The 23,207-nt window shown below is 53.3% G+C and carries 23 protein-coding genes; 7 read left to right on the top strand and 16 right to left on the bottom strand.

Annotation, left to right across the window (positions count from 1 at the left end; genetic code table 11):
• Positions 1–189: 189 nt before the first annotated feature.
• Together Q8Q07_09615 and Q8Q07_09610 are read right to left on the bottom strand one after the other, a co-directional pair.
• On the bottom strand, positions 190–1,164 hold the full coding sequence (locus tag Q8Q07_09615; GenBank protein MDP3880543.1) for an MBL fold metallo-hydrolase: 975 nt from the start codon (positions 1,162–1,164) through the stop codon (positions 190–192).
• Positions 1,165–1,289: 125 nt separating this feature from the next.
• Positions 1,290–2,465 (bottom strand): MFS transporter, encoded by a 1,176-nt coding sequence (locus Q8Q07_09610; GenBank protein MDP3880542.1) that lies wholly within the window; start codon positions 2,463–2,465, stop codon positions 1,290–1,292.
• A 284-nt stretch (positions 2,466–2,749) separates the two neighbouring features.
• Between Q8Q07_09610 and thrS the strand changes: the two genes are divergently transcribed.
• The 6 genes from thrS (at position 2,750) to pheT (ending at position 9,404) form a co-directional block, all read left to right on the top strand.
• Positions 2,750–4,453 (top strand): threonine--tRNA ligase, encoded by a 1,704-nt coding sequence (gene thrS / locus Q8Q07_09605; GenBank protein MDP3880541.1) that lies wholly within the window; start codon positions 2,750–2,752, stop codon positions 4,451–4,453.
• Positions 4,454–4,612: 159 nt separating this feature from the next.
• Complete coding sequence (gene infC / locus Q8Q07_09600; protein MDP3880540.1) at positions 4,613–5,152, top strand: translation initiation factor IF-3; 540 nt, start codon at positions 4,613–4,615, stop codon at positions 5,150–5,152.
• On the top strand, positions 5,153–5,353 hold the full coding sequence (gene rpmI / locus Q8Q07_09595; GenBank protein ID MDP3880539.1) for a 50S ribosomal protein L35: 201 nt from the start codon (positions 5,153–5,155) through the stop codon (positions 5,351–5,353).
• A 74-nt stretch (positions 5,354–5,427) separates the two neighbouring features.
• On the top strand, positions 5,428–5,787 hold the full coding sequence (gene rplT, locus Q8Q07_09590) for a 50S ribosomal protein L20 (protein ID MDP3880538.1): 360 nt from the start codon (positions 5,428–5,430) through the stop codon (positions 5,785–5,787).
• A gap of 162 nt (positions 5,788–5,949) precedes the next feature.
• Positions 5,950–7,005 carry a phenylalanine--tRNA ligase subunit alpha gene (gene pheS / locus Q8Q07_09585; protein MDP3880537.1) on the top strand — a complete coding sequence of 352 codons (1,056 nt, stop codon included), beginning with the start codon at positions 5,950–5,952 and terminating at the stop codon, positions 7,003–7,005.
• Positions 7,002–9,404, top strand: a complete 2,403-nt coding sequence (gene pheT, locus Q8Q07_09580) for a phenylalanine--tRNA ligase subunit beta (GenBank protein ID MDP3880536.1) — start codon at positions 7,002–7,004, stop codon at positions 9,402–9,404. Before pheS ends, pheT begins: the two co-directional genes overlap by 4 nt.
• On the opposite strand, the gene Q8Q07_09575 is transcribed toward pheT, so the two are convergent.
• The 12 genes from Q8Q07_09575 to rpsB all read right to left on the bottom strand — a co-directional run bounded on the left by Q8Q07_09575 (position 9,385) and on the right by rpsB (position 20,277).
• Complete coding sequence (locus tag Q8Q07_09575) at positions 9,385–11,088, bottom strand: proline--tRNA ligase (protein MDP3880535.1); 1,704 nt, start codon at positions 11,086–11,088, stop codon at positions 9,385–9,387. The two genes, pheT and Q8Q07_09575, sit on opposite strands and share 20 nt — an antisense overlap.
• Before the next feature lie 619 nt (positions 11,089–11,707).
• Positions 11,708–12,139 carry a hypothetical protein gene (locus tag Q8Q07_09570; GenBank protein MDP3880534.1) on the bottom strand — a complete coding sequence of 144 codons (432 nt, stop codon included), beginning with the start codon at positions 12,137–12,139 and terminating at the stop codon, positions 11,708–11,710.
• Positions 12,140–12,154: 15 nt separating this feature from the next.
• Entirely contained in the window at positions 12,155–12,628 is a 474-nt protein-coding gene (locus Q8Q07_09565) for a pentapeptide repeat-containing protein (GenBank protein ID MDP3880533.1), read from the bottom strand.
• Positions 12,629–12,677: 49 nt separating this feature from the next.
• Positions 12,678–13,724: a flavodoxin-dependent (E)-4-hydroxy-3-methylbut-2-enyl-diphosphate synthase gene (gene ispG / locus Q8Q07_09560; protein MDP3880532.1), complete on the bottom strand. Its 1,047-nt coding sequence runs from the start codon at positions 13,722–13,724 to the stop codon at positions 12,678–12,680.
• Positions 13,721–14,782, bottom strand: coding sequence for a M50 family metallopeptidase (locus tag Q8Q07_09555; protein ID MDP3880531.1), 1,062 nt, complete (start codon positions 14,780–14,782; stop codon positions 13,721–13,723). The genes ispG and Q8Q07_09555 overlap by 4 nt, the downstream gene beginning before the upstream one ends.
• Positions 14,782–15,927: a 1-deoxy-D-xylulose-5-phosphate reductoisomerase gene (locus Q8Q07_09550; protein MDP3880530.1), complete on the bottom strand. Its 1,146-nt coding sequence runs from the start codon at positions 15,925–15,927 to the stop codon at positions 14,782–14,784. Before Q8Q07_09550 ends, Q8Q07_09555 begins: the two co-directional genes overlap by 1 nt.
• A gap of 135 nt (positions 15,928–16,062) precedes the next feature.
• Positions 16,063–16,896: a phosphatidate cytidylyltransferase gene (locus Q8Q07_09545; protein ID MDP3880529.1), complete on the bottom strand. Its 834-nt coding sequence runs from the start codon at positions 16,894–16,896 to the stop codon at positions 16,063–16,065.
• 15 nt (positions 16,897–16,911) lie between these two features.
• Positions 16,912–17,628: a polyprenyl diphosphate synthase gene (uppS, locus tag Q8Q07_09540; GenBank protein ID MDP3880528.1), complete on the bottom strand. Its 717-nt coding sequence runs from the start codon at positions 17,626–17,628 to the stop codon at positions 16,912–16,914.
• Between the two features lie 22 nt (positions 17,629–17,650).
• Positions 17,651–18,172, bottom strand: a complete 522-nt coding sequence (gene frr, locus Q8Q07_09535; GenBank protein ID MDP3880527.1) for a ribosome recycling factor — start codon at positions 18,170–18,172, stop codon at positions 17,651–17,653.
• A gap of 41 nt (positions 18,173–18,213) precedes the next feature.
• Complete coding sequence (gene pyrH / locus Q8Q07_09530; GenBank protein MDP3880526.1) at positions 18,214–18,933, bottom strand: UMP kinase; 720 nt, start codon at positions 18,931–18,933, stop codon at positions 18,214–18,216.
• Positions 18,934–18,960: 27 nt separating this feature from the next.
• Complete coding sequence (locus Q8Q07_09525) at positions 18,961–19,479, bottom strand: elongation factor Ts (GenBank protein MDP3880525.1); 519 nt, start codon at positions 19,477–19,479, stop codon at positions 18,961–18,963.
• Positions 19,480–19,494: 15 nt separating this feature from the next.
• Positions 19,495–20,277 carry a 30S ribosomal protein S2 gene (gene rpsB / locus Q8Q07_09520; GenBank protein ID MDP3880524.1) on the bottom strand — a complete coding sequence of 261 codons (783 nt, stop codon included), beginning with the start codon at positions 20,275–20,277 and terminating at the stop codon, positions 19,495–19,497.
• A gap of 135 nt (positions 20,278–20,412) precedes the next feature.
• On the opposite strand from rpsB, the gene Q8Q07_09515 reads away from it, so the two are divergent.
• Positions 20,413–20,763 (top strand): hypothetical protein, encoded by a 351-nt coding sequence (locus Q8Q07_09515; protein MDP3880523.1) that lies wholly within the window; start codon positions 20,413–20,415, stop codon positions 20,761–20,763.
• A 30-nt stretch (positions 20,764–20,793) separates the two neighbouring features.
• Here Q8Q07_09515 and gltA read toward each other — a convergent pair whose 3' ends face one another.
• Both gltA and Q8Q07_09505 read right to left on the bottom strand, forming a co-directional pair.
• A complete protein-coding gene (gltA, locus tag Q8Q07_09510; protein ID MDP3880522.1) occupies positions 20,794–22,200 on the bottom strand; it encodes an NADPH-dependent glutamate synthase in 1,407 nt (468 codons plus the stop codon).
• Between the two features lie 19 nt (positions 22,201–22,219).
• Positions 22,220–23,053 carry a sulfide/dihydroorotate dehydrogenase-like FAD/NAD-binding protein gene (locus Q8Q07_09505; protein ID MDP3880521.1) on the bottom strand — a complete coding sequence of 278 codons (834 nt, stop codon included), beginning with the start codon at positions 23,051–23,053 and terminating at the stop codon, positions 22,220–22,222.
• Positions 23,054–23,207 lie beyond the last annotated feature (154 nt).

Genomic DNA, 23,207 nt, shown 5'->3' with positions numbered 1-23,207 from the left:
TATTGCCCTGGGCATCCCTCACGCCGACAGTCCCCGAGACAAAGATGAAGTCCCCGGCCCTTACCGCTGACGAAAAAGGGGCGTTCTCCATGTTGGGCAAAATAATCGCTTCTTTCCCGGCCATAGCCAACCTCCTTCTTTGACCTGTTATCGCGGGCGTTGCTCAGGAGTGCCTCTGAAAAAGCCCCCCTACTTTTTCAGAGCATAGATTACTATCTGGTCCTGTGTTTGCTTCTCTACCTCTCCCTTTTCCTCAACGTACTTCAGGTGAGCGGCCGCTTCAGCGAAGGCAAACCATTTCTGTTGCGGCGGGAAGAGATCCCATGACTCATAAGTCATGTCCCAGGTCATTTGGGATGCCACCTGATAAGCATTTTTATCGCCTTCCTCAAGAATGGCGATGACTTCACTGGCTCTTGCCTCATGGTGAAGCTTCAACTCGTCAATTCTCGCCCGATGGTCCCGGAAGCGGCGCCGGTGCCCCGGCAATACCATCTCGATATCTAAATTGTAGATCTTGTCCAGGCTGTCCAGGTAGGACTGCAGGGGGTTCTCGTCATCTGATGTCAGTGATATGTTCGGGGTGATATCAATCAGGATGTGGTCTCCGGAGAAGAACAGCTTCTTATCCGGTTCGTAAAGACACATATGCCCTCTGGTGTGCCCCGGCGTTTCGATACAGTTCAGGGAGTAGCCTCCAATCCTGATGGTGTCTCCCTGTCCCAATACGTGAAAGTCCAGGTGTCCCTGCGGGCTGTACTTGCGGCCGGGGTGGTTATCAATCGCCTGTTTGCGTTCCTCCTCGGGAAAGCCGTTCCTGTCAGCAAAATCAGCGTTCCGGCCCCAGCTGCTGCCGGCCTTGCTGCTGGAGTTGGCTTCCGGGCGGTTGAAGTAGATGGTTGATTTTTCGGTCACCAGGCTGGAAACCAGTCCCAGGTGGTCAGAGTGGTTGTGGGTGATAAAGAAGTCCGCTTTGGCCAAATCTATGTCTAATTCCTTTAGTCCGGCAGACATCACGCTCAGGCATTCCGGGCGGTTCATCCCGGTATCAATAATGAGACAGCGGTCGCCGTCTTTTATGACGTAAGAGTTAATCGCCTGCAGGGGATTTCTCGGCAGTGGTACCTCGATCCTATACAGGTTTGAAAATATTTCTTCTACCATTGTTCCTCTTCAATCTAGAGCAGACAACGCCCATAAATTATTTTAGCAAATTTCTCTGATATTCGGGATGGCGTTAGTTTATCATCACCGTAGTAACAAGTAAAGGAACCTTCTTAGCTGCCAGATTACTGAGCGGAATGAGTCTGAACTACAGTCCCGGTGGTCCGGATAACCCAGAGAAAATGGAAACTGGCGACAGTACCGATACTGGCGATAATATAGAACATTGAGTTGATATCCAGTAGTTCGACAATAACGCCGGATAGAATAGGCCCTATGGCCATGCCGATGCTGAAAGCCAGGAAGAGCACGGACATGGTGGAGCCCATGCCGTACTTTCTGCCTTCTTCTACCCCCAGCGCCGAAGAAGCGGGCATGGAAATAGCCATACCGACACCCTGGATAAGCATCACTATCAGTAACTGCCAGAAGTTGAAGGTGAAGGGAACCAGCGCCAAAAATACAGTGGCAATAATGACGCCAAGGAAGGAGAGCAGTACCCGGCTGAACCTGTCAGCGAGGACTCCTCCGATGGGTGTCAGCAGGGTTATTGCCAGGATATTAATGGTGAGCAGGGTTCCGATGAGACTGATGCTCATACCGAGAATGGCGGCAAAGACGGGAAGAAAGGTGAAAGTAGTGCCTCTACCCAGGGCCTGTGCCAGCCTCAAACTGAAAAGCCCCTTCATCATTTTACTGGCGCTCATTTCTTTGAATGACAGATGAGGGGGGTCTTCCGAGGATTTTTTACGGCTTGCCTCCGGTAAGAAGAATAAAGTTGCCAGCCCTGCCAGCAGGTTGAGAGCGCCCATAACGTAGAATGTAGCTGTTATCCCGAAGTGCTCGGTGGCGATGCCACCGATAAATGGCCCGAAGCCGAAACCGCTGAAAAAAGCGGCGCTGGCATAACCCATCCATTTTCCCTCTTCACCCTCCGGTGAAAGGTCACCGACATAGGCCGTAGCGATAGGAAAGGTCATTGCTCCGGCTATCCCCTGAATAAAACGGACCAGGCTCAGTTGAACGGGGTTGGCTGCCCAGACGTAACCCAGGGAAATAATAGCGTAGGCAAGCAGGCCTATAACGAGGAGTAACTTTTTGCCTTTCTGGTCGGAGAGTCTGCCGGTAATGGGAACGACAATACTGTTAGAAATAGAATATGAAGCTACGATAATACCCAACCAGGTACCGGTAGCTCCCATATCTCTGGCGTAGAGGGGTAACAGTGGTGATACTATCCCCATTCCTAAGGTGGAAGAAAACATCGAGAGGGCCAGAACAGGGAAGACTTTCTTTATCATGTGTGCAATAGGTATTATAAACCCTCCGCTTGAAGATAACAAGGTGGGATGATTGCACCGGCGTCTGGTGACTGTTATAATAGAGCCTGCGGCAGTGAGTTAGCCCCGCTAATAACAGCACCGGTGAAAGGGCTTGTCGGTATTTTGTATCCTGAACCAGTACGGATAGTAATGAAAGCCTCTCGTCCCCCGAACGGGTGGGAGGTTTTTATTTGTCAGATTGAGAGGATTTCGTGATGATTGAGAATAGTCAACAGGTTGATAGCGAAGCCGGACTGGAAATGATGCGGCATTCCACCGCTCATGTCATGGCGGAAGCCGTCCAGTCCATATTCCCTGAGGCTAAATTCGGTATTGGGCCGGCTATTGAGAACGGCTTCTACTATGATTTTGATTTGCCCCGCTCCCTGACCCCGGAGGATTTACCGGCTATTGAAGCCAGAATGGCGGAGACAGTCGCCGCTGATGTGCCGTTTAGTAGAGAGGAATTGACCAAAGAGGAGGCCCGCCGGTTGTTCAGCGGGCAACCGTATAAGCTGGAACTGCTCAACGAAATCCCTGATGAAAAAGTCAGTGTGTACCGGCAGGGTTCATTTGTTGATTTGTGTCGCGGGCCTCACGTGAGTTCTACCGGCGAGATAAAGGCCTACAAACTCGTCAGTATCGCCGGGGCTTACTGGCGCGGTGATGAACGTAATCCCATGTTGCAGCGGATATACGGCGTTGCCTTCAATACCGGGCAGGACCTGGTCAAACACCTGGAGCGTCTGGAAGAAGCCGCCCGGCGTGACCACCGGAAGCTCGGTGTCGAGCTTGACCTGTTCAGCATTCATGAAGAAGCCGGTCCGGGGCTGGTGCACTGGCACCCTAAAGGTTCTGTAATACGCCGGGTCATCGAGGATTTCTGGAAGGATGAGCACTTCAAGCGCGGCTATGATATTGTCTATACCCCGCATCTGGCTAAAGTTGGTCTGTGGAAGACCAGCGGTCACTGGGACTTTTACCGGGACTACCTTTACAGTCCCATGGACGTGGAAGGACAGGAGTATATTGTCAAGCCGATGAATTGCCTGGGGCATATCCTCATCTATAAGTCCAGGCTGCGCAGCTACCGTGATTTACCCTTGCGTTATGCTGAGCTGGGCACGGTCTATCGCTACGAGCGTTCCGGGGTGCTTCACGGTTTATCCCGGGTAAGAGGGTTCACCCAGGACGATGCTCACATCTTTTGTCGTTTTGACCAGCTGGAAGACGAGGTGGTGGGGGTGCTGGACCTGGCCCGTTTTATGATTGATACCTTTGGCTTTACAGATTACCACGTATTTCTTTCCACCCGGCCGGATAAGTATGCCGGTACTGATGAGCTATGGGAAGAAGCCACGCAGACTCTGCGGCGGGCCTTGGAGCACCTGAAGATTGATTACAGCATTGACCCCGGTGAAGGCGTATTTTACGGCCCGAAAATAGACATCAAGTTTGAGAGTATCGGCGGGTCATGGCAGGGCCCCACCATACAGGTCGATTTTAACCTGCCCCAGCGCTTTGATGTCACTTATATCGGCGAGGACAGCCGTGAGCATCCGGTAGCTATGGTACACCGCACGGTACTGGGTAGCATGGAGCGCTTTCTGGCTTCTCTCATTGAGCACTACGGCGGGGCTTTCCCGGTATGGCTGGCTCCGGTGCAGGTGATGGTGATCCCAATCGCTGACCGCCATCTGGAGTATGCGCGTAAGCTGGAGAGTGAACTCCGGTCCGAGGGGATACGGACTAAAGTAGACGCCCGCTCGGAAAGGGTTAATTTGAAAATACGGCAGGCACAGCTTGATAAAGTGCCTTATATGCTGGTAGTCGGCGATAAGGAAGTGGCGGCGGATACTGTTTCCGTCCGTTTGCGGAATAGCGAAGAACTGTCATCACAGCCTCTAACTGATTTCAAAGAAATCATAAGGAAGGCGGTAACCGGCAAAGCAAAAGACCTCGATTGAGGATAGTCAGCCTGTATAGATAATGCCCGATATGTTTAATCAACCAGAAATAGCGGGTTTTCTATCGGGTTGTGATTTGATAAGTACCGAAGAATGTGATATAGTTTCTCCTTGCAGCATCTGTTTTTGGGGGAGGTAATTTAAGACATAGTTAAGAACCTGCGTATAAACAGGGAGATAAGGGCTAAAGAGGTACGCCTGGTAGGAGATAAAGGCGAGCAACTCGGCATTGTGCCTTTAGAGCAGGCTCTGGAGATGGCGAGAAGCCAGGAACTTGATCTGGCAGAGGTAGCGCCTACTGCTGTACCTCCAGTATGCCGTTTGCTCGATTACGGGAAATATAAATACGAGCAGACTAAAAAAGAACGGGAGGCCAGGAAAAGCCAGAAGATTTCAATGCTGAGGGAGGTCCGGATACGCCCCAAGATTGGCGAGCATGATTTTGAGGCTAAAGCCAGGACCGCCAGGAAGTTGCTGGAGGGTGGAGATAAGGTCAAGATAACCGTATTGTTCCGGGGTCGTGAAATCACGCATCCTGAGATAGCCTGGAAATTGTTACAGAAGATGGCGGAATCGCTAAAGGATATAGCTTCGGTTGATGGGCAGCCGGTGATGGTGGGCAGAAGGATGAATGTGATGCTGGTACCGGTGTCCGCCCCAAAACCTAAAAAAATTGCGGAAGAGGTTAAAAAAACCTGAATGCCAAAAATCAAAACTCATAAAGGTGCGCAGGCCCGTTTTCATATTACCGGAAGCGGGAAATTGCTGAGGACCAAGGGCGGAAAGAGCCATTTGCGTATTCGGAAGTCCAAGAGAGTCAAGCGCCTGTTTGATGAAAAAGTACCGGTAAGCTCCCGGGACAGGGCCCGTATCAGAAGACTCCTGCCTTACGGAGTATAACCAGACAGAAAAGACTTACCTGCATAATAAAGGTCAGTCATCTGTTACGATTTGTATAGAAGAGGAGAATTACCTTGCCACGTGTGAAAAGAGGCGTAACCGCTCATCGCCGGCATAAGAAAGTGCTGGCTTTGACCAAAGGGCAGCGAGCAACCAGGCATAGTCTATACCGGCGCGCTCATGAGGCTATGCTTAAATCCTTAACCTATGCTTACGCTCACCGCCGGGAGCGTAAGGGCGATATGCGGCGTTTATGGATTTCACGGGTTAATGCCGCCAGTAAAATCAACGGGCTTAGCTACAGTCAGTTCATGCACGGTCTGAAGAAGGCAGGAATTGAGATTAACCGCAAGCTACTGGCTGATATTGCTGTGAGAGAACCTGAGGCATTTGCTACTCTGGCAACCAGGGTTAAAGAACAAGCCCAGGATTAAGGATGACCGGCACAAAACTGCTGCATTAATTCCTGGATTGACCGGTTTTTGATTACATCCGCATTTTCTCTCCCTCTGATAGGAGAGAAAGCATTTTAGAAGGGGTCTCACTACTCTCAAACATGATATTATCACGGAAACAACCTCCGTTGAGGACAGAGCATGTTAACCCGGCTTGAAGAGATAAAAGCGGCAGCCCTCCGTGAACTGGAAAGCGCTAACGACTTTAAGGTGCTGGAGGCATGGCGGGTTCGTTATCTTGGAAAGAAGGGCGAGCTAACCGGAGTCCTGCGCAGCCTGAGTACCATGCCGCTGGAAGAGCGGAAAACTATCGGTGCTCAAGCCAATGAGCTAAAGGTTAGCCTGGAAGAGAGCCTGAAGCAAAAAGAGCAGGCGCTCCGTGAGGTACAGCTAGCTTCAGCCAGGAGAGGGGAAATCGATATCACTCTGCCGGGCCGTCCTTTCCCCCCCGGCCGTTTACACCCCCTGACTCAGGCTATCCATGAGATATGCGATATCTTCGTCTCGTTGGGCTTTCAGGTGGTAGAGGGACCGGAGGTGGAGTGGGAGTACTACAACTTTGAGGCTCTGAATATGCCGGCTGAACACCCGGCCCGAGATAGCCAGTCAACCTTCTGGATCAGCCGTGAGCCGGAAGGCGCGGAGGCGGAGGCTGGAAAAGCCATGCTGCTCCGAACGCAAGGTACGGCCATCAGCGCCAGAGTAATCGAGACGATGAAACCGCCCATAAGGACCATTGAACCGGGTAGAGTCTATCGTCATGAGGCAACGGACGCTACCCATTTGAGTATTTACCACAACATTGACGGACTGGTGGTCGACAAAGGTATCACCATGGCCGACCTGAAAGGCACGCTTTACGAGTTTGCCCGCCGTTACTTCGGCAAAGACAGGAAAGTGCGCTTCCGGTGCGACTATTTCCCCTTCGTCGAGCCTGGAGTTGAGATGGCCATTGATTGTGTGGTCTGTAACGGCGAAGGATGCCGGTTGTGTGGCAATAGTGGCTGGATCGAGGTACTCGGGGCAGGCATGACCCATCCTGAAGTACTGAGGCGGGGGGGCATCGACCCCGCTGTCTATTCCAGCTTTGCTTTCGGGATGGGACTGGAACGCATGCCGATGCTCCGTTACGGTATTGACGATGTGAGGATCTTCTACGGCAGTGACCTGAGGTTCCTGAGGCAGTTCCAAGTATGAAAGTATCACTCAATTGGCTTAAGGAATATGTGGATATCACCCTCCCGGCTGCCGATGTGGCTGAGAAACTGACGATGGCGGGAAACGAGGTTGGCGGGATAGAGATTACCGGTGGAAGCTGGGAAGGCATCATCATCGGGCAGATAACCGCCATCAACCCCCATCCCAATGCCGACCGCCTTACTCTACCAACTGTAGACCTGGGCACTGAACAGGTCTCCGTGGTTTGCGGAGCCCCGAATCTACGGGTTGGTGATAAAATTGCTTTTGCCCGGGTTGGCGCCCGGCTTATTGACGGGCATACCGGGCAGGTAGCCACCCTGGAACCGGCTAAAATTCGCGGCGTCGTCTCCAGCGGCATGGTCTGTTCGGAAAAGGAGCTTGGTATCTCGGATAACCATGAAGGCATTATGGTGCTACCCGGTGACGCGCCCGTCGGTGTGCCGCTGGCTGCCTACATGGGTGATGTTATTTTTGATCTTGAGGTTACTCCCAACCGTCCTGACTGTCTTTCGGTCATCGGCATCGCCAGGGAAGTCGCTGCCCTGACCGGTCAGACGCCGCACATCGGCGAAGCAAGCTACACGGAAAAGGGGACACCGGTGAGTGAGCAGGTGGACGTGGAGATCATGGCTCCTGATCTGTGCCCGAGGTACTGTGCCAGCTTGATTACGGGGGTCAAAGTGGCCGAGTCTCCTGCCTGGATGCAGCACCGGTTGCTGGCCTGCGGCATGCGTCCGATAAACAGTATCGTTGATATTACCAACTACGTTATGCTGGAATACGGACAGCCGCTGCACGCTTTTGACTACCAGCGTATCAAAGGCAAGAAGATTGTAGTCCGGAGGGCGTCCGGGGGAGAGAAGTTTGAAACCCTGGACGGGACAGAGAGGACCCTTTCTCCTGACATGCTGGTTATTGCTGACGGAGAGCGGGCGGTGGCTGTCGCCGGGGTGATGGGTGGGGCCAACACCGAGGTGACCGGGGGAACTACCACGATACTGCTGGAGGCGGCCAGTTTTTATCCGGCAAGTATCCACTATACCGGCCGGACGCTGGACGTGCCCAGCGAGGCCTGCAGGCGATTCGAGAGGGGCATCAGCCCCGAGCTGACCCTGCCAGCCTTAAGAAGGGCCACCCAATTGCTCGTCGAACTGTGCGGGGGCGAAGCCGCCAGAGGCGTCGTGGATGACTATCCCGGCAAATTGACGCGAGTGCCTATCCGACTGACCACTGATGAGGTGAAGCGGCTCCTTGGGGCTGATTTCAGTCTAACCCAGTTATCAGACACGCTGACTTCACTGGGCTGCGAATGCGAGCAATCAGAATCAGCGCTTCTGGTAATGGCGCCGTACTGGCGGAGCGACATACGTCTGACAGTTGACCTTATCGAGGAAATAGCCCGTATTACCGGCTATGACCGGCTGCCAATGACGATGATAGGCCAGCCAATCCCAAGGCAGGACCCTGACCCTATTATCGGACTTAAGCGCCGGGTGAAATACCTCCTTGCCGGTTACGGCTTTCAGGAGATACTCAGCTATACGCTGACCGGCAGGGAAATGCTGGAGAAACTGTCTACCAGCCCGCATCCTTCTGTACCGGCGCTCCTCCGTCTGGACAATCCGATGACTGCCGAGCAGGAGTACCTTCGTCCTGACTTGAGAACGAACTTGCTGGGCGCGCTGGCCGCTAACCGGCGGCATGAAGACGGCGGCATCAGGCTTTTCGAGCAGGGCAGGGTCTATCTGCCGCGTGATGGTGACCTGCCTGATGAGCGCGAGACACTTTGCGCTCTGCTGAGCGGGCCGGCAGTTGAGAAATGGTGGCAGGGTGAGGGCGAACCCCCTGATTTCTTCGAGGCGAAAGGGTTAGTAGAAGGCTTGCTCAGTCAGTTAGGTGTCACTGCCAGCTTTGAGCCGTTTTCGGACGATAGCCTTCACACCGCCGAGCAGGCCGCAATTGTCATCGGTGGCAGTAAGATAGGTGTTGTCGGCGGGTTACACCCCGTAGTGCTGGAAAAATTTGAAATTACCGGGGCGGCTTATCTTTTTGAGATTGACCTGGCGGTGCTGCTACCCTTTACCGCCGGGCACAAGATGTACCGGCCGGTGCCGCGCTTTCCGGCTATCGTCAGGGATATGGCGCTGGTGGTTGACGCCGGAACAGCCCACCGGCGAATCGCCGATATTATCAAGGGTTTTCCGCTGGTGGAGGAGGTCGCTATCTTCGATGTCTATTCCGGCGACCAGGTTCCCCCGGGCAAGAAGTCCCTTGCCTACCGGATTACCTTCCAGTCGCCGGAGCGCACGCTGACGGATAATGATGTTGACAGGGTTCAGCGGCAAATCATGGGCAAGCTGTCCCACGAACTGGGCGCTACGCTGCGCGGCCAGTAAGCTGTTTTAGGCGGTCAACGACTTCCTTCAGTGGCACCAGCTCAATTTCTTTCTCGGCGCGCCGTTTTATCTCCACGCTGTCTTTTTCCAGGCTGCGCGGGCTGACGGTAGCCCGGACGGGTATCCCCAGCAGGTCGGCGTCATTGAACTTTACCCCCGGCGATTCCTCCCGGTCATCAAAGAGCACCTCGAAACCCTGGGACGTAAAGTCGGCGTAAAGCTTTTCGGCGACCTCAAAAACCCCGGAGCCTTCCCGGTAAAGGGGGCAGAGATAGATTTGGTAGGGGGCAATCGCCATCGGCCAGATGATGCCTTTGGCATCGTGGTTCTGCTCGATGGCGGCGGCCAGCAACCGGCCAACGCCGATGCCGTAGCAGCCCATGATGATGGGTCGGGATTCCCCGTTCCGGTCAATAAAATTGGCGCCCATCTTCTGGCTGATAAAGGCGCCCAGCTTAAAAGCGTGCCCCACTTCAATACCGTGGCTGGAGAGCAGTTCGCCTCCGCATACCGGGCATTTGTCCCCGGCGCGGGCGCGGGCAATGTCAGTCAGGACGTCAACCTCGAAGTCGCGGGGGTAGTTGACGTTTTTCAGGTGAGTGTCCGGTTTGTTGGCGCCGGCTACCAGGTTGGTGGCGGTGGTTATCGAGTCGTCGGCGATGATCCTGGTATCCTTGAGACCTACCGGGGAAGCAGCCCCGGGAACGATACCGGCGGCTATTACCTCGGCCTCGGTAGCCAGTCGCAGTTCCGCGCCGCCCAGCACTTTTTTCAGTTTGATTTCATTAACCTCGATATCGCCCCGGATGACGACGAAGACCAGCCTGCCGTCAGCAATGTAGAAGACCGCTTTCAGGGTGCGGTATGTCGGTACCTTGAGGAAATTGGATACTTCCTCGATGGTCATCATGCCCGGCGTGGAGACTTCCTCCATTGGCAGCAGCTCGCCGTCTTCTATTTTATCGATGATTCCCCGCGCTTTCTCAGAGTTGGCGGTGTAGTGGCAGGATGAGCAGTGGATGATTTCATCCTCGCCGCTCTCGGTGATGAGCATGAACTCGTGGGAGTCCTTGCCGCCGATGGCGCCGCTGTCAGCTTCAACGAGCAGGGAAGGCAGGCCGCAGCGCGAGTAGATATTGTGGTATGCCTGGAGCATCCTGTTGTAGCTCACATCCAGCCCGGCTTCATCAACATCGAAGCTGTAGAGGTCTTTCATGTGGAACTCTCGCACCCGAATCAGGCCGCCCCTGGGGCGGGGCTCGTCACGGAACTTGGTCTGGATCTGGTAGAGCAGCAGTGGCAGGTCACGGTAGCTCTGCACGTTGTATCTGACAAGGTCGGTGACGACCTCTTCATGGGTGGGCCCCAGCACCAGCTTGCGGTCACGGCGGTCGGTCAGGGTGAACAGCCCCTCCCCGAAAGCCTGGTCACGCCCGGTCTCCTGCCACAGTTCCAGGGGCTGCAAAGCGGGCATCATCAACTCCTGCCCACCTGCCCTGTCCATCTCCTCGCGGATGATGGTCTCTATTTTGCGCAGAGTCCTCCAGGCGAGCGGCAGGTAGGAATAGACCCCGGCGGCCACCTGTCTTATCATCCCGCTTTTGAGTAATAGCTGGTGGCTGATGGTATCAGCCTCGGCGGGTATTTCCCGCTGGGTCTTGCCGAACAAATTCGATATACGCACGCTTTACTCCGTTTTTATCTATATTACTCTATCCGGTCTTATCTGGAAACCCCCCCTTCCGTCTCCGGTGTCATTGCGGGCCAGAGGCGAAGCAACCTCAAAGATAGTTTAAATTAATCCTATCCCCCTGTGTCCCCCTTCCCCTTGCTAAGGGGAAGGGGGAAGGAGATTATGGAAGAGGGGCTGCGCCCCTCTTAGACACTCGTTGAGCATATTGTCATTGCGAGACCATTCCGGTTCATCGGGAGGCTTCAGCCCGAGTTCAGCGTTCGACTGAGATCACGCCGAAGTCCCGAGGGCGAAGCAATCCGGGTGGGGTATGTTTTCGCCTCCCTTCACGGATTGCTTCGTCGCGGAGTTTACACTGAGCGAAGAGAACGTGCTCCTCGCAATGACATTTATACGGAAGGGGGGCTGCGCCCCTCTTAAACTCCCCGGTTACTTCTCCCAAAATCCCTGTCAGGTCTCCCCCTTTGGTAAAGGGGGATTAAGGGGGATTTAAAACTCTCCGCCTTTCTTAAACTCCCCACGTCCCCCCAACATCCTTGCGGGCAGGAATGATTATTGGAGGAGCTTCGAATCTTTCAAGTCCAGCTAACTTTAATTTTCATAAAGGTTCTTAGTTTTCTTTCTGCTGAAGTAGTGTATTTAACCCTTCTTCAATTACCTCATGCAAGAGAACAATTCGTCCAGCTATTTTATCTCTGTTCGTAGGCTTATTTCTCTCGTTCAGTCCTCTTAGTTCAATTAACTTGGCGAATTTAGTAATATCATTTGGCAAGAGTACGGGGTTATGGAGTAACTCTTCATGGCACTCATAGCAGAACTGACTATACGGTTGTTGCTGCTTGAATTGACGTGGTTCTTCCTTAAAGACCGGTTCACGTCGTGGTCCCTTGCTATTTGAGCGGCTGAAAAAGCGTTTGGCCACATGGTGATGTTTTGTGGCATGGGAGCGTCCTTTTACAGTTGCTTGGGCATATTCTCCTTCATGGTGAATCTTGCAGCCGCAAATCCCACAAGTTGAATCCATGCTGGTCTCCTTCGTCACATTATTGAATCCCCCTCACTCCCCCTTCTCCGGCAGCCGTGCGCCTTCCAGGTAAGTCTCATCAAACCGGGCGCCGGACAGGTCGGCGCGCTCCATGTGGGCGTGCCATAAATCGGCTTTTTCAAAGTGGGCGTTTCGTAAATCGGCGCCTTCAAAATGGGTGCCCCAGGCGACCGCCCCCTCGAAGTGGGCGTTTTGCAGGTCAGCCCCCTCAAAGTGCATGGCGCGGATATTAGCTTTCTCAAAATGGGCGTCCCGCAGCACTGCCTTTTCGATGTGGACGCCCCACAGATTGGCCTCCTCGAAGTGAGCGTTCTCTAATACTGCCCTCTTGAGGGTAATCCCTCGCAGGTGGAGCCGCCGCAGGTCAACGCCTTTCTCAAAGACCTTTCCGGAGAGGTCAAGCCCGTCGGCGGCGCCGCCGTTCTCTTCAATCAGCCGGAGCACGTCTTCACGGGTGTAGGGTTTTTCCTTGCTGCCTTCTCCCATGTTTAAGACCTTTCCCCCTTTTTTAACAAGGATTCTTGTACTGTCCAGTTTAAAATTTGTCCACTTCCGCCATCAGTACCCGGACAAAGTCTTTTTCCTCCACCACGCCCACCTTCTCACCCTTCTTGAAGAGGATGGCGCGCCCTTTGCCGCAGGCGATGCCGATATCGGCGTCCATGGCTTCGCCGGGGCCGTTGACCACGCAGCCCATCACTGCCACCTTTATCGGTTTGGTAACCTTGAGCAGCTCTTTTTCCACCGCTTCGGCGATGCTGACAATATCCACCTCCGACCGCCCGCAGGAGGGGCAGCTCACCAGTACCGGCCCGTGCTGGCGCAGGTTGAGGCTCTTCAGTATTTCATAACCGGCGAAGACCTCTTCCCGGGGGTGGGTGGTCAGGGAGACCCTGATGGTATCACCGATGCCCATGTAGAGCAGCGTGCCGATGCCTACGGCACTGCGGATAACGCCCGTGCGCGGCGTGCCCGCCTCGGTAATGCCTATGTGCAGCGGGTAAGGTATTTTTTGAGCAATATCCCGGTAGGCTTCAATGGTCGTCGGCACGTCAAAGGCTTTCAGGGAGACTTTTATCAGGTCGAAGTCGAGGCTCTCCAGCAGGCGCACCTGTTCCAGTGCCGCCGCTACCATTTTTTGGGCGGTGGACAGGCGCGGGTCGGCTTTTTTCGGCAGACTGCCGGCATTCAGCCCGATGCGGATAGGGACGTTTCTCTCTTTAGCGGCGCGTACCACGGCCTTGATCTTCTCCGGCTCGCCGATGTTCCCCGGGTTGAGGCGGAGGCCGTCAGCGCCGGACTTCAGCGCTTCCAGGGCCAGGCGGTAGTCGAAGTGAATATCAGCTACCAGGGGCAGGGAAATCCCCTTTTTAATCGCTTTTAGGGCTTCGGCTGCCTGCCGGTCAGGTACCGCCACTCGTACCAGCTCACAATCGACTTCTTCCAGCTCTTTGATCTGGCGGATGGTTGACATAACATCACGGGTATTGGTGTTGGTCATCGATTGCACCAAAATGGGTGCGTCCCCGCCGATGGTAACGCTGCCAATCTGGATGGGTTTGCTCTTACGGCGCTGGTTCACGGTATAAGGCTCTCCCCGCTGATGACGCGGACAATATCCTGGTAGGTGAGGGCAAACAGGAATACCAGCAACAGCGCCATGCCGATGATATGTATCAGCCCTTCGGTTTTCGGAGAGACGCGTTTACCACGGCGTACCCATTCCAGGACGACAAAGGTAATCCGGCCCCCGTCAATGGCGGGAAGGGGAAAAAGATTGAATATACCTATCAGCAGACTGATGAAACCGGTAATATCGAGCAGCGCCCTGATACCCCCGATCTCAGCCACCTCCCCGGTAAGCTGGGCGATACCCACCGGCCCGAAGAATGATGCCGTTTCTTCGCCGCTGAACAGGCTGCCCAGGCTTTCTTTGTAGGCAACCAGGTAAGTGACTATCTGCCCGATTCCCATGGGTACTGCCTGCCAGACGGGAAAGGACTGCGTGATAGTTTCCGTATTCACGGTCGTAATGGCGACGCCGATTGCCCCCTCATCCGCTGGCGGTTTAAGTCGAGGTATCAGCCGGACATTCTCCCTGGTTGAGTCAGCATGCTGGATGAGCAGCGTAGTCTCCTCACCCCGGTTATTCTGGATATAGCGGTAAAGGTCGTTATTGTTTCTGACCGGCTCGTTATTGACGCTGAGAATAATATCTCCGGGGCTGATTCCGGCCATCGCCGCCGGAGAGTCCGCGGCTACTTCTTCCACCAGCACCTGTCCGGTTATTACATCACGGGGGATCATGAAGACCAGGGAGAACAAGACCACCGCCAGCAGGATATTCATCACTGAGCCGCCGCCGAGCACCAGTAGTCTGATGCCCCGGCTCTTTCCGGCCAGGCTCCTCGGTACTTCAGGGTCTTCTTCACCGGCCAGCTTGTTAAAACCACCGAAGGGAATGGCATTCAGTGAGTATACCGTTTCCCCCCGTTTTATTCCCAGCAACCGGGGAGGGAAACCAATCCCGAATTCCTCTACCTTTACTCCGAACGACTTGGCAGCGATAAAATGCCCCAGCTCATGGGTGATGATAATGACCGATAGCGTAATGACACCTATAATTATGGGAGTAAACATTATTTATGCACCTTCACGGTATGTATTATTTCCTGCCTGGCCCGCTCATCAGCTTCCAGAATATCTTCGATGGTGGGGTGGACTGTGTTTTTGTGCCTCTCCAGCGCCTGCTCGACAAGGCGGGAGATATCAGTAAATTTTATCCGCCGGGACAGGAAAAGCTCAACGGCTACCTCGTCGGCGGCGCAGAGTACTGCCGGATATGTCCCTCCCCTCTCCCCGGCCTCAATAGCCAGCTTGAGACAGGGGAAGGCATCAAAATCAGGCTGCTCAAAGCTGAGATTGTCAATAACGCTCCAGTCCAGTCGTGGTAATGCGGGATTCTCCAGGCGGTCGGGATAGGACAGGGCATACTGAATGGGTAAGCGCATATCGGGACAACTCAACTGGGCTTTAACCGAGCCGTCAACGAACTCGACCATGGAGTGGATAATACTCTGGGGGTGTACCAGCACGCTGATACTGCTTACCGGCAGGTCGAATAGCCAGCGGGCTTCGATTACCTCCAGTCCCTTGTTCATCAGCGTCGCCGAGTCGATGGTGACCTTTTCTCCCATCCGCCATGATGGGTGTTTTAACGCCTGCTCGGGGCTGACCCCCTTTAGTTGGTCCGGCGGGTAATGGCGAAAGGGCCCCCCCGAAGCAGTCAGCAAAATCCGGGCGGCGGACTGATTTTCTCCTCGCAAGCACTGCCATATGGCGCTATGTTCACTATCGATGGGCAGGATCGGCGCCTTACTTAATTCCGCTTCTCGGGTGATAATCTCACCGGCCATAACCAGGGCTTCTTTATTGGCTAAGGCGACACTCTTGCCTGCCTTGACCGCGGCCAGCGCTGGGAGTAAACCGGCCTTCCCTGAAGTGGCGATAACCACGGTGTCCGCCCGCGGGTGACTGGCCATCTCTTCCAATGATAGCAGCTCATAGTCAGCGCTGGCCTGATTAAGCAATGCTTGCGTGTCCCGGCAGCAGACAAACTCCGGTTTGAATTCACTGATTTGTCGGGATAGTAAATCAGTATTCTTACCGGCGGCCAGCCCGATTACCCTGAAGCGGTGAGGCAGAGCGCGGACTACCTCCAGGGTCTGCTGCCCGATGGAGCCGGTGGAACCCAGTACGGCGATATTTATTCTTCCCTCGCTCATATCATAGATAATGATACAACAAATTACAGACTATAACCAACGGGACAGTGTTTTGCCAGAGAAATCATGGTTGCCCGGGGAACCCGGCAAGGGTCAGAGAGGGTCGTTTCAACGGTAGCGTTTCTTGTTATCTTTCTAGGTTGTCCACAGAACGTAGTAGTAGACCACTATGCCGGCAAAGAGAATACTGTCCAGTCGGTCAAGGAGTCCCCCGTGTCCCGGCATTATATTGCCGGAATCCTTTACTCTCATATTGCGTTTGAACAGGGATTCAGCCAGGTCTCCGCACTGCCCAAAGATACTGACCAGAAAGCCGAGGAGCAGGGCTTGTCCCCAGTGGAGATTCAGGTGCAGCGGAGTGGGCAGGAGGAAAAGCAAACTTACGCCGGCAGCCCCGAGAATACCGCCGATAGTTCCTTCCCGGGTCTTGTTAGGACTGATACTGGGGGCAAGGCGATTCTTGCCTAAAGCTCTTCCCACAAAAAAAGCCATTGTATCAGAGGCGAAAGTAGTAAAAAAAGCGAAGAATACCCAGTTCCTGCCGTCATCCATGCCTCTTAATGCCACCAGGTAGCTTACCAGCCAGCCGACATAGAGGATACCGGCTACCGTCCATGCCCATCCGGCAAAAGTTTTCTCCTTCTGTCTCTGCAGAGGAATCCAGATCAAAGGTAGTAGCACGGCTGAGGTGAACAGCAGCGGCGTCATCAGGTTAAGGTCGAAGTAAGGACCAATCATACCGAGCAAGCGGGAATCGCGGCTGAGAATAAAGAGCAGCACCCAGAGCGCGCCGAAACGGATAAGCGGCAGTGCCCGGGAGAGGGTGACCAGTCTGTAAAACTCAATTACCGCCAGCACGCCGCAAATAGCTGCCAGCGTGGTGAACCAGGGTAAGGACTGGTCAAACCAGATGGCAGCAACAAGAAGAGGAAATCCCCACAGCGCAGTTATTACCCTTTTTCTGAGCATAGCTATTCAACGGAGTTATAGTCCGCCAAAGCGCCTCTGCCTGCGGCTGTAAGAAAGGAGCGCTCTATCCATGTCTTTTTTGCCGAAGTCAGGCCACAGGACTTTAGTGAAATGGTACTCGCTGTAGGCGGTTTGCCAGATAAGAAAGTTGCTGAGGCGGAGTTCATCCCCGGTACGTATCAGTAGGTCAACATTGGGCAAACCGTTGGTATAGAGATATGTGCTGAATAGCTCTTCAGTGATGTCTTGAGGTGCCACGCCATCAGTTATCAGGCGGCGTGCCGCATCTAAAATCTCAGCACGGCCGCCGTAGTTGAAAGCTAGACTGAGCGTCATCCCCGTATTGTTCCGGGTTAGCTCGACCGATTCCTTTATTGCCTGCTGTAATCCCGGAGGGAGTTCAGCGAGTCGTCCGAGGTGGCGGAGCTTCACCCCGTTTTTGTGGAGGTCAAACACACACTTATCGATAAAGTCGTCAAGCAGGCGGAACAGACCATTGACTTCCTCGGCCGGGCGGGACCAGTTTTCCGTGGAGAATCCGTAGAGTGTGATAAATTTTATGGCGTAAGTATTGAGGTATTCAACGATGCGGCGCATGTTTTCGACGCCGGCACTGTGCCCCTGGAGCCTGGGTAACCCGCGTTTTTCCGCCCACCGGCCATTGCCATCCGGGACAAAAGCGATATGGGTAGGAAGCAGAGTGAATTTCCTGGTAGTTGATGGTCTGGTCATCGCGTTGCTACCATGGTTCCGGCTAGACCTGTAGTAGTTCTGTTTCCTTATCCTGTCCTACACGGTCAATATCACCGATGAAGCTATCGGTAAGCTTTTGTAGCTGGTTCAAGATGCGTTTGTATTCGTCTTGTGAAATATCCTTGGCTTTCTCCAGTTCTTTCTGCTCTTCCATAGCCTCACGTCTCAGGTTACGTATGGCTATCCTCCTTTCTTCAGCTCGCTTGCGTACTACTTTAATCAGTTCCTGCCGCCGTTCTTCAGAAAGCGGCGGGATGCTTATCCGGATTATATGCCCGTCATTGGTCGGATTCAGCCCCAGTTCAGATGTCAGTATCGCTTTTTCGATGCTGCGGATACTGCCTTTGTCCCAAGGCTGGACAACGAGGAGTCTTGCCTCGGGAGCAGAAATGCTGGCAATCTGGTTAAGCGGAGTGGGGACACCGGCATAGTCTACCTTGATATGCTCAATCAAGCCGGGAGCGGCGTGCCCGGTGCGGATGGTAGCCAGCTCCTTCCTCAAACCCTCAACGGTCTTGCGCATCTTTTCTTCAATATTAAGTAGAGTTTGACTGTTCAATTCCCTTACTCACTGGATATCGTTGTACCAATCGGTTCGCCGGTGACGGCTCTTTCAAGACTGCGTGGGGCCTGCAGGTCAAAGACAATGATAGGTAGCCTGTTCTCCAGGCACAGAGAGAGAGCGGTGGCATCCATTACCTCTAAACGCTTGTTCAAGGTTTCGAAATGAGTCAATTTGTCAAACTTCCTGGCGGTAGGGTCTTTACGAGGATCGGCGCTGTAGACTCCGTCAACATTGTTCTTGGTCATCAGCAGCACCTCCGCCTCAATTTCTACGGCTCGCAGGGCCGCTGCCGTGTCTGTAGTCATGTAGGGATTACCGGTGCCGCTGGCGAAGATTACCACTCTCCCTTTCTCCAGGTGGCGGATAGCGCGCCGTCTGATATAAGGTTCGGCTACCTGGTGGATCTCGATAGCTGTCTGGGTCCGGGTAATCATGCCTTCTCTCTCCAGTACGTCCTGGAGAGCCAGTGCGTTAATTACCGTCGCCAGCATTCCGGCATAGTCAGCGGTAACCCTGTCCATCCCGTTTTTTTCCGCCTGGCTCCCGCGCCAGATATTGCCACCGCCGACAACAACAGCTAATTCAACCCCCATTTCAACTACCTGGTTAATCTGTTTGGCGATCTTTACCAGGGTCGAAGGGTCTATGCCGTACTCTTTTTTGCCGCCAAAAGCTTCGCCGCTGAGCTTGAGCAAAACACGTTTGTATTTAGTAGTCATTACCTTTCGGGGTACGCTTCGGGTAATTTACTCTTCTTTTCCTTCCCCTACTTCATACCTGACGAATCGACTGATTTTAATGTTTTCCCCTACTTTGGCGATAGTCTCATTGATGACATCCTGGATAGTCATATCGAGGTTCCTGATATAAGGTTGCAGGAGGAGACAGTCTACTTTTTCCTCGACACCTTCAACACCGGCAGGGATTTCGTCTGTTGAGATAAAGCGAGCAGGCATGGCGGCCACCTGTAACGCCAGGTTGTGAGCCAGCTCTTTAAATTCGTTGGTGCGAGCGGCAAAGTCAGTCTCGCAGTTTAGTTCAATCATAGCGCCGATACGCCCGCCGGCGTGAACGTAGGCTTCAATCAGTCCTTGAGACACTGAACGGCCCTTCTTCTTTTCAGCCTTAAAAAGGTTGCGTTCCTTGAGCATGGACTGAGCCTTTTCCATGTCACCCTTTACTTCGGCTAGGACATTCCGGCAATCCATAATGCCCGCCCCGGATAGTTCTCGCAGTTCCTTTATGCTGTCTGTTGATATTTTCAATCTCTCCCCCTAGTTCTATTCCTGTTTAGCAGTGGATAACGGCTCGGCAGCCTCTTCAGCCAGAGGTTCTGCCTGACCTTCTTCCCGTCCTTCCTCAATAGCGGTCGCCATCTGGCTGCTTTTACCTTCAATAACAGCAGAGGCAATCCGGCTGCATATCAGTTTGATGGCTCTGATGGCGTCATCATTGGCGGGGACAGGGTAGTCTATTTCGTCTGGGTTAGTGTTGGTGTCGGTTACGGCGACAACCGGTATCCCCACCCGTTTCGCCTCGGCTAAAGCGATCCTTTCTTTGGAAGTATCAATAACGAATAGGGCGGCGGGCAGATTAACCATCTCCTTGATACCGCCCATTTGCCGGTTCAAGCGCAGGATTTCCTCCTCAAGCTTCAGGGCTTCTTTTTTGGGCAGACGGCTGAACTCTCCCCGGGCTTGCTGGTCTTCCAGGCGGACCAGGTAGTCAATGCGGGACTGGATGGTGGGGAAATTAGTCAGTGTCCCGCCTATCCAGCGCTGATTGACATAATTCATACCACAGCGTTTGGCTTCTTCCTCTATGATATCATGCGCCTGTTTCTTGGTACCGACGAAGAGGATATGCTCACCCTCGGCTATTGTCTGACGGACGAAGTTGCAGGCTTTCTCCAGCATGGTCGCCGTTTGTTCGAGGTCAATAATATGAATACCATTCCGCTTGGTAAATATGTACTTCTTCATACGCGGGTTCCAGCGGCTGGTCTGGTGCCCGAAGTGGGCCCCAGCTTCTAAAAGTTGTTTTACACTAGCAATCTCTGGCAAATTCAAGCCCCTTTCTGTTAATATCTCATTGTAGTCACCAGAAAGTATAGCATATCATCCTGACAGGCAGCAATAGCGGTACTAATTGACAATGCGTGCGCTTATGTCTATTATTAAGAAAGGGACGGGACAGAAATGCAGTCTAGAAAAACCTATAAAGATATCAGTCCTGAGCTACTCTATCATGAAATCAGAGACTTTACCCGGAAACAGGGCGCGATTCTGGATGAATCTAAGTTAGAGACATATTCCTCACCGAATGACTCCTCCGCTTTTATTTCACGGGGCACACTAACCTTCAAGATTCAGGATAAGCAGGATAAGGTAGAAAAAGAATGCCTCAGGGCTCACATTGTGGGTTCAGCCAGGGGCGAGACAAAAGTTATGATTGATGTTGACGAGAAGCTTTTTCCCAGGGAGAAAGCTCAGGCCCTGCAGGATGACCTGGACTTCGTTTTTGGCTCGTATGAGGTAAAGGCGAGTTAGTGTCGGGCGGAATTTACCGCGGTTGTCTGTTCAGCCCGTTCCCCTTAGGTAATCATCAATAGAGGCGGCCGCCCGTTTGCCGGCACCCATGGCACTGATTACCGTGGCCGCGCCGGTTATGATGTCTCCACCTGCCCAGACCCTCGGCTTTACCGTTTTGCCGGTCGCTTCGTCAGCGACGATAGTTCCTCGTTGAGTGGTTTCCAGACCTTCGGTAGTAGCGGCAATGAGGGGGTTGGGATTATTACCCAGGGCGATGATGACACTATCGACCTGCATCAGGAATTCGCTTCCCTTTTTGGGAACAGCGCTGCGCCGACCGCTGGCATCAGGTTCACCAAGCTCCATTTCGATGCACTCCATTGCCATGACCCAGCCCCGCCCGTTGCCTAAAAAGCCGAGAGGATTGCTCAGGAACTTAAAAATGACACCTTCCTCCTCAGCATTTTCTACTTCTTCACGGCGGGCGGGCATTTCGGCTTCAGACCGGCGATAAACAACGTAGACTTCCCTGGCGCCAAGTCTGAGAGCGCAGCGGGCTGAGTCCATAGCTACATTACCGCCCCCAATTACGGCGACTTTTCTCCCTATTCTGACCGGGGTATCATACTCCGGATAGAGATTGCCTTTCATCTGTATGGTTCGGGTCATGAATTCATTAGCTGAATAGATACCACACAGGCTTTCACCAGGAACATTCAAAAACATGGGCAGTCCGGCACCTGTGCACAGAAAGACCGCGTTGTAACCGTTGTTCAGCAGTTCGTCTACGGTATCAATCTTACCGATTACGGAGTCCAGTTTGAGTTCTACTCCCAGGGAAGTAACATAGTCAATCTCAGTCTGGACGATATTCTTAGGAAGTCTGAACTCTGGAATTCCGTACATCAAAACCCCACCGGCGACGTGCAGCGCTTCAAAGAGGGTGACGCTGTGTCCCATTTTAGCCAGGTCAGCGGCAGCCGTTAGCCCGGCCGGGCCGGAGCCGACTACCGCCACCCGTTTGCCGCTTGGACCGGGTGGCTGAATGGCTGCGGGATTGCTTGGTTGCTTGTTGGTGCGCTCCCAGTCTGCCAAGTAACGCTCGAGACGACCGATAGCTAAAGGCGCTTTCTTTGCCGCCAGCGTGCAAACTTTTTCACACTGGGTCTCCTGAGGGCAAACTCGACCGCAGATACCGGGTAGACTAGTGGTGCTTTTGATTACCCTTACCGCTTCAGGCAAATCATTCTGAACCATAGCCTTGATAAAGTCTGGTATATTAATGCCTACAGGGCAACCACCGATACAGGGACGCTTGGGACATTGGATACATCGGCTAGCCTCTTCCATTGCCTGTTCCGGCGTGTAACCGAGGGCTACCTCATCGAAATTCTTGCTTCGTGCTTTAGTGTCCTGCCTGGGCATTTCAACCCGGTTTAGATTTACTTTAGGCATCTGTTTCTCCCATCCGCCCCTACCATTGGGCGCAGTTACGGCATTGATACTGCAGTACAGGTTGAGGCTCACCACTATAGGTGCATCGTCGCACCATGAGTGTTGTCCAATCAATCTCATTGGCATCAAACTCAGGCCCATCCACGCAGGCAAATTTGGTCTCGCCGTTAACTGATACCCGGCAGCAACCGCACATCCCGGTGCCGTCAATCATTATCGGGTTCAGGCTGGCAACTGTCTTGACTCCGAATTGTCTGGTGGTTGCCGAAACGAGCTTCATCACGCAGGCCGGACCAACGGTGATAACCCGGTTAATCTTCTCATTCTGGAGAATTTGCTTTAGCGGTTCAAAAATAAAACTATCACAGTCAGATGAGATATCACCGGTTACTATTATTGAGCGGTCGCTGAAGCTGCCCAGGCGCTCGTCACCAAACAGAGTCTCTCTGGTTGGTGCTCTGATGATCGAGATGATAGTATTACCTGCTTCCTTCAAAGCCCGAGCGGCGGGGATGATAGTGGCGACCGAGTATCCACCGACAACCAGGATCACGGTACCAAACTTATCAATCTGGGCTGGTAAGCCGAGAGGACCCACGAAGTTAGCAATATATTGACCTTCTTGCAGCGCCGCCAGCTTGCTGGTTGTCCTGCCTACCTGGTTAAAAATGATAGTGACGCTGCCTTCCTCCCGGTCCCAGTCAGCGATGGTCAGCGGGATACGCTCTCCTTTTTCATCAACTCTGATGATAACAAACTGTCCCGCTTGAGCTTTCCTGGCTACGTCCGGCGCCGCAATCTTGAACATATGGATTTTAGGCGCCAAGTCTTCCCTTAATAAGATTTTATACACCGTCTTTACCTCCAGCAAGGAAACCGACAGTGGGATAATAACTTTATCATGGACTCCAGTCTAAGTTTATAACTTTCTAGGAGAGTAGCGCAAGCCAGCGCAATCCCTCATAATAAAGAAGTTACCGGAAAGACATTGAGATTGGTTTTGCCGG

It is taken from the genome of Dehalococcoidales bacterium (assembly GCA_030698765.1).
Lineage (GTDB): Bacteria > Chloroflexota > Dehalococcoidia > Dehalococcoidales > UBA2162 > JAUYMF01.
The sequence above is the reverse complement of the archived record's forward strand: the minus strand, read 5'-3'. Positions and strand labels throughout refer to the sequence as shown.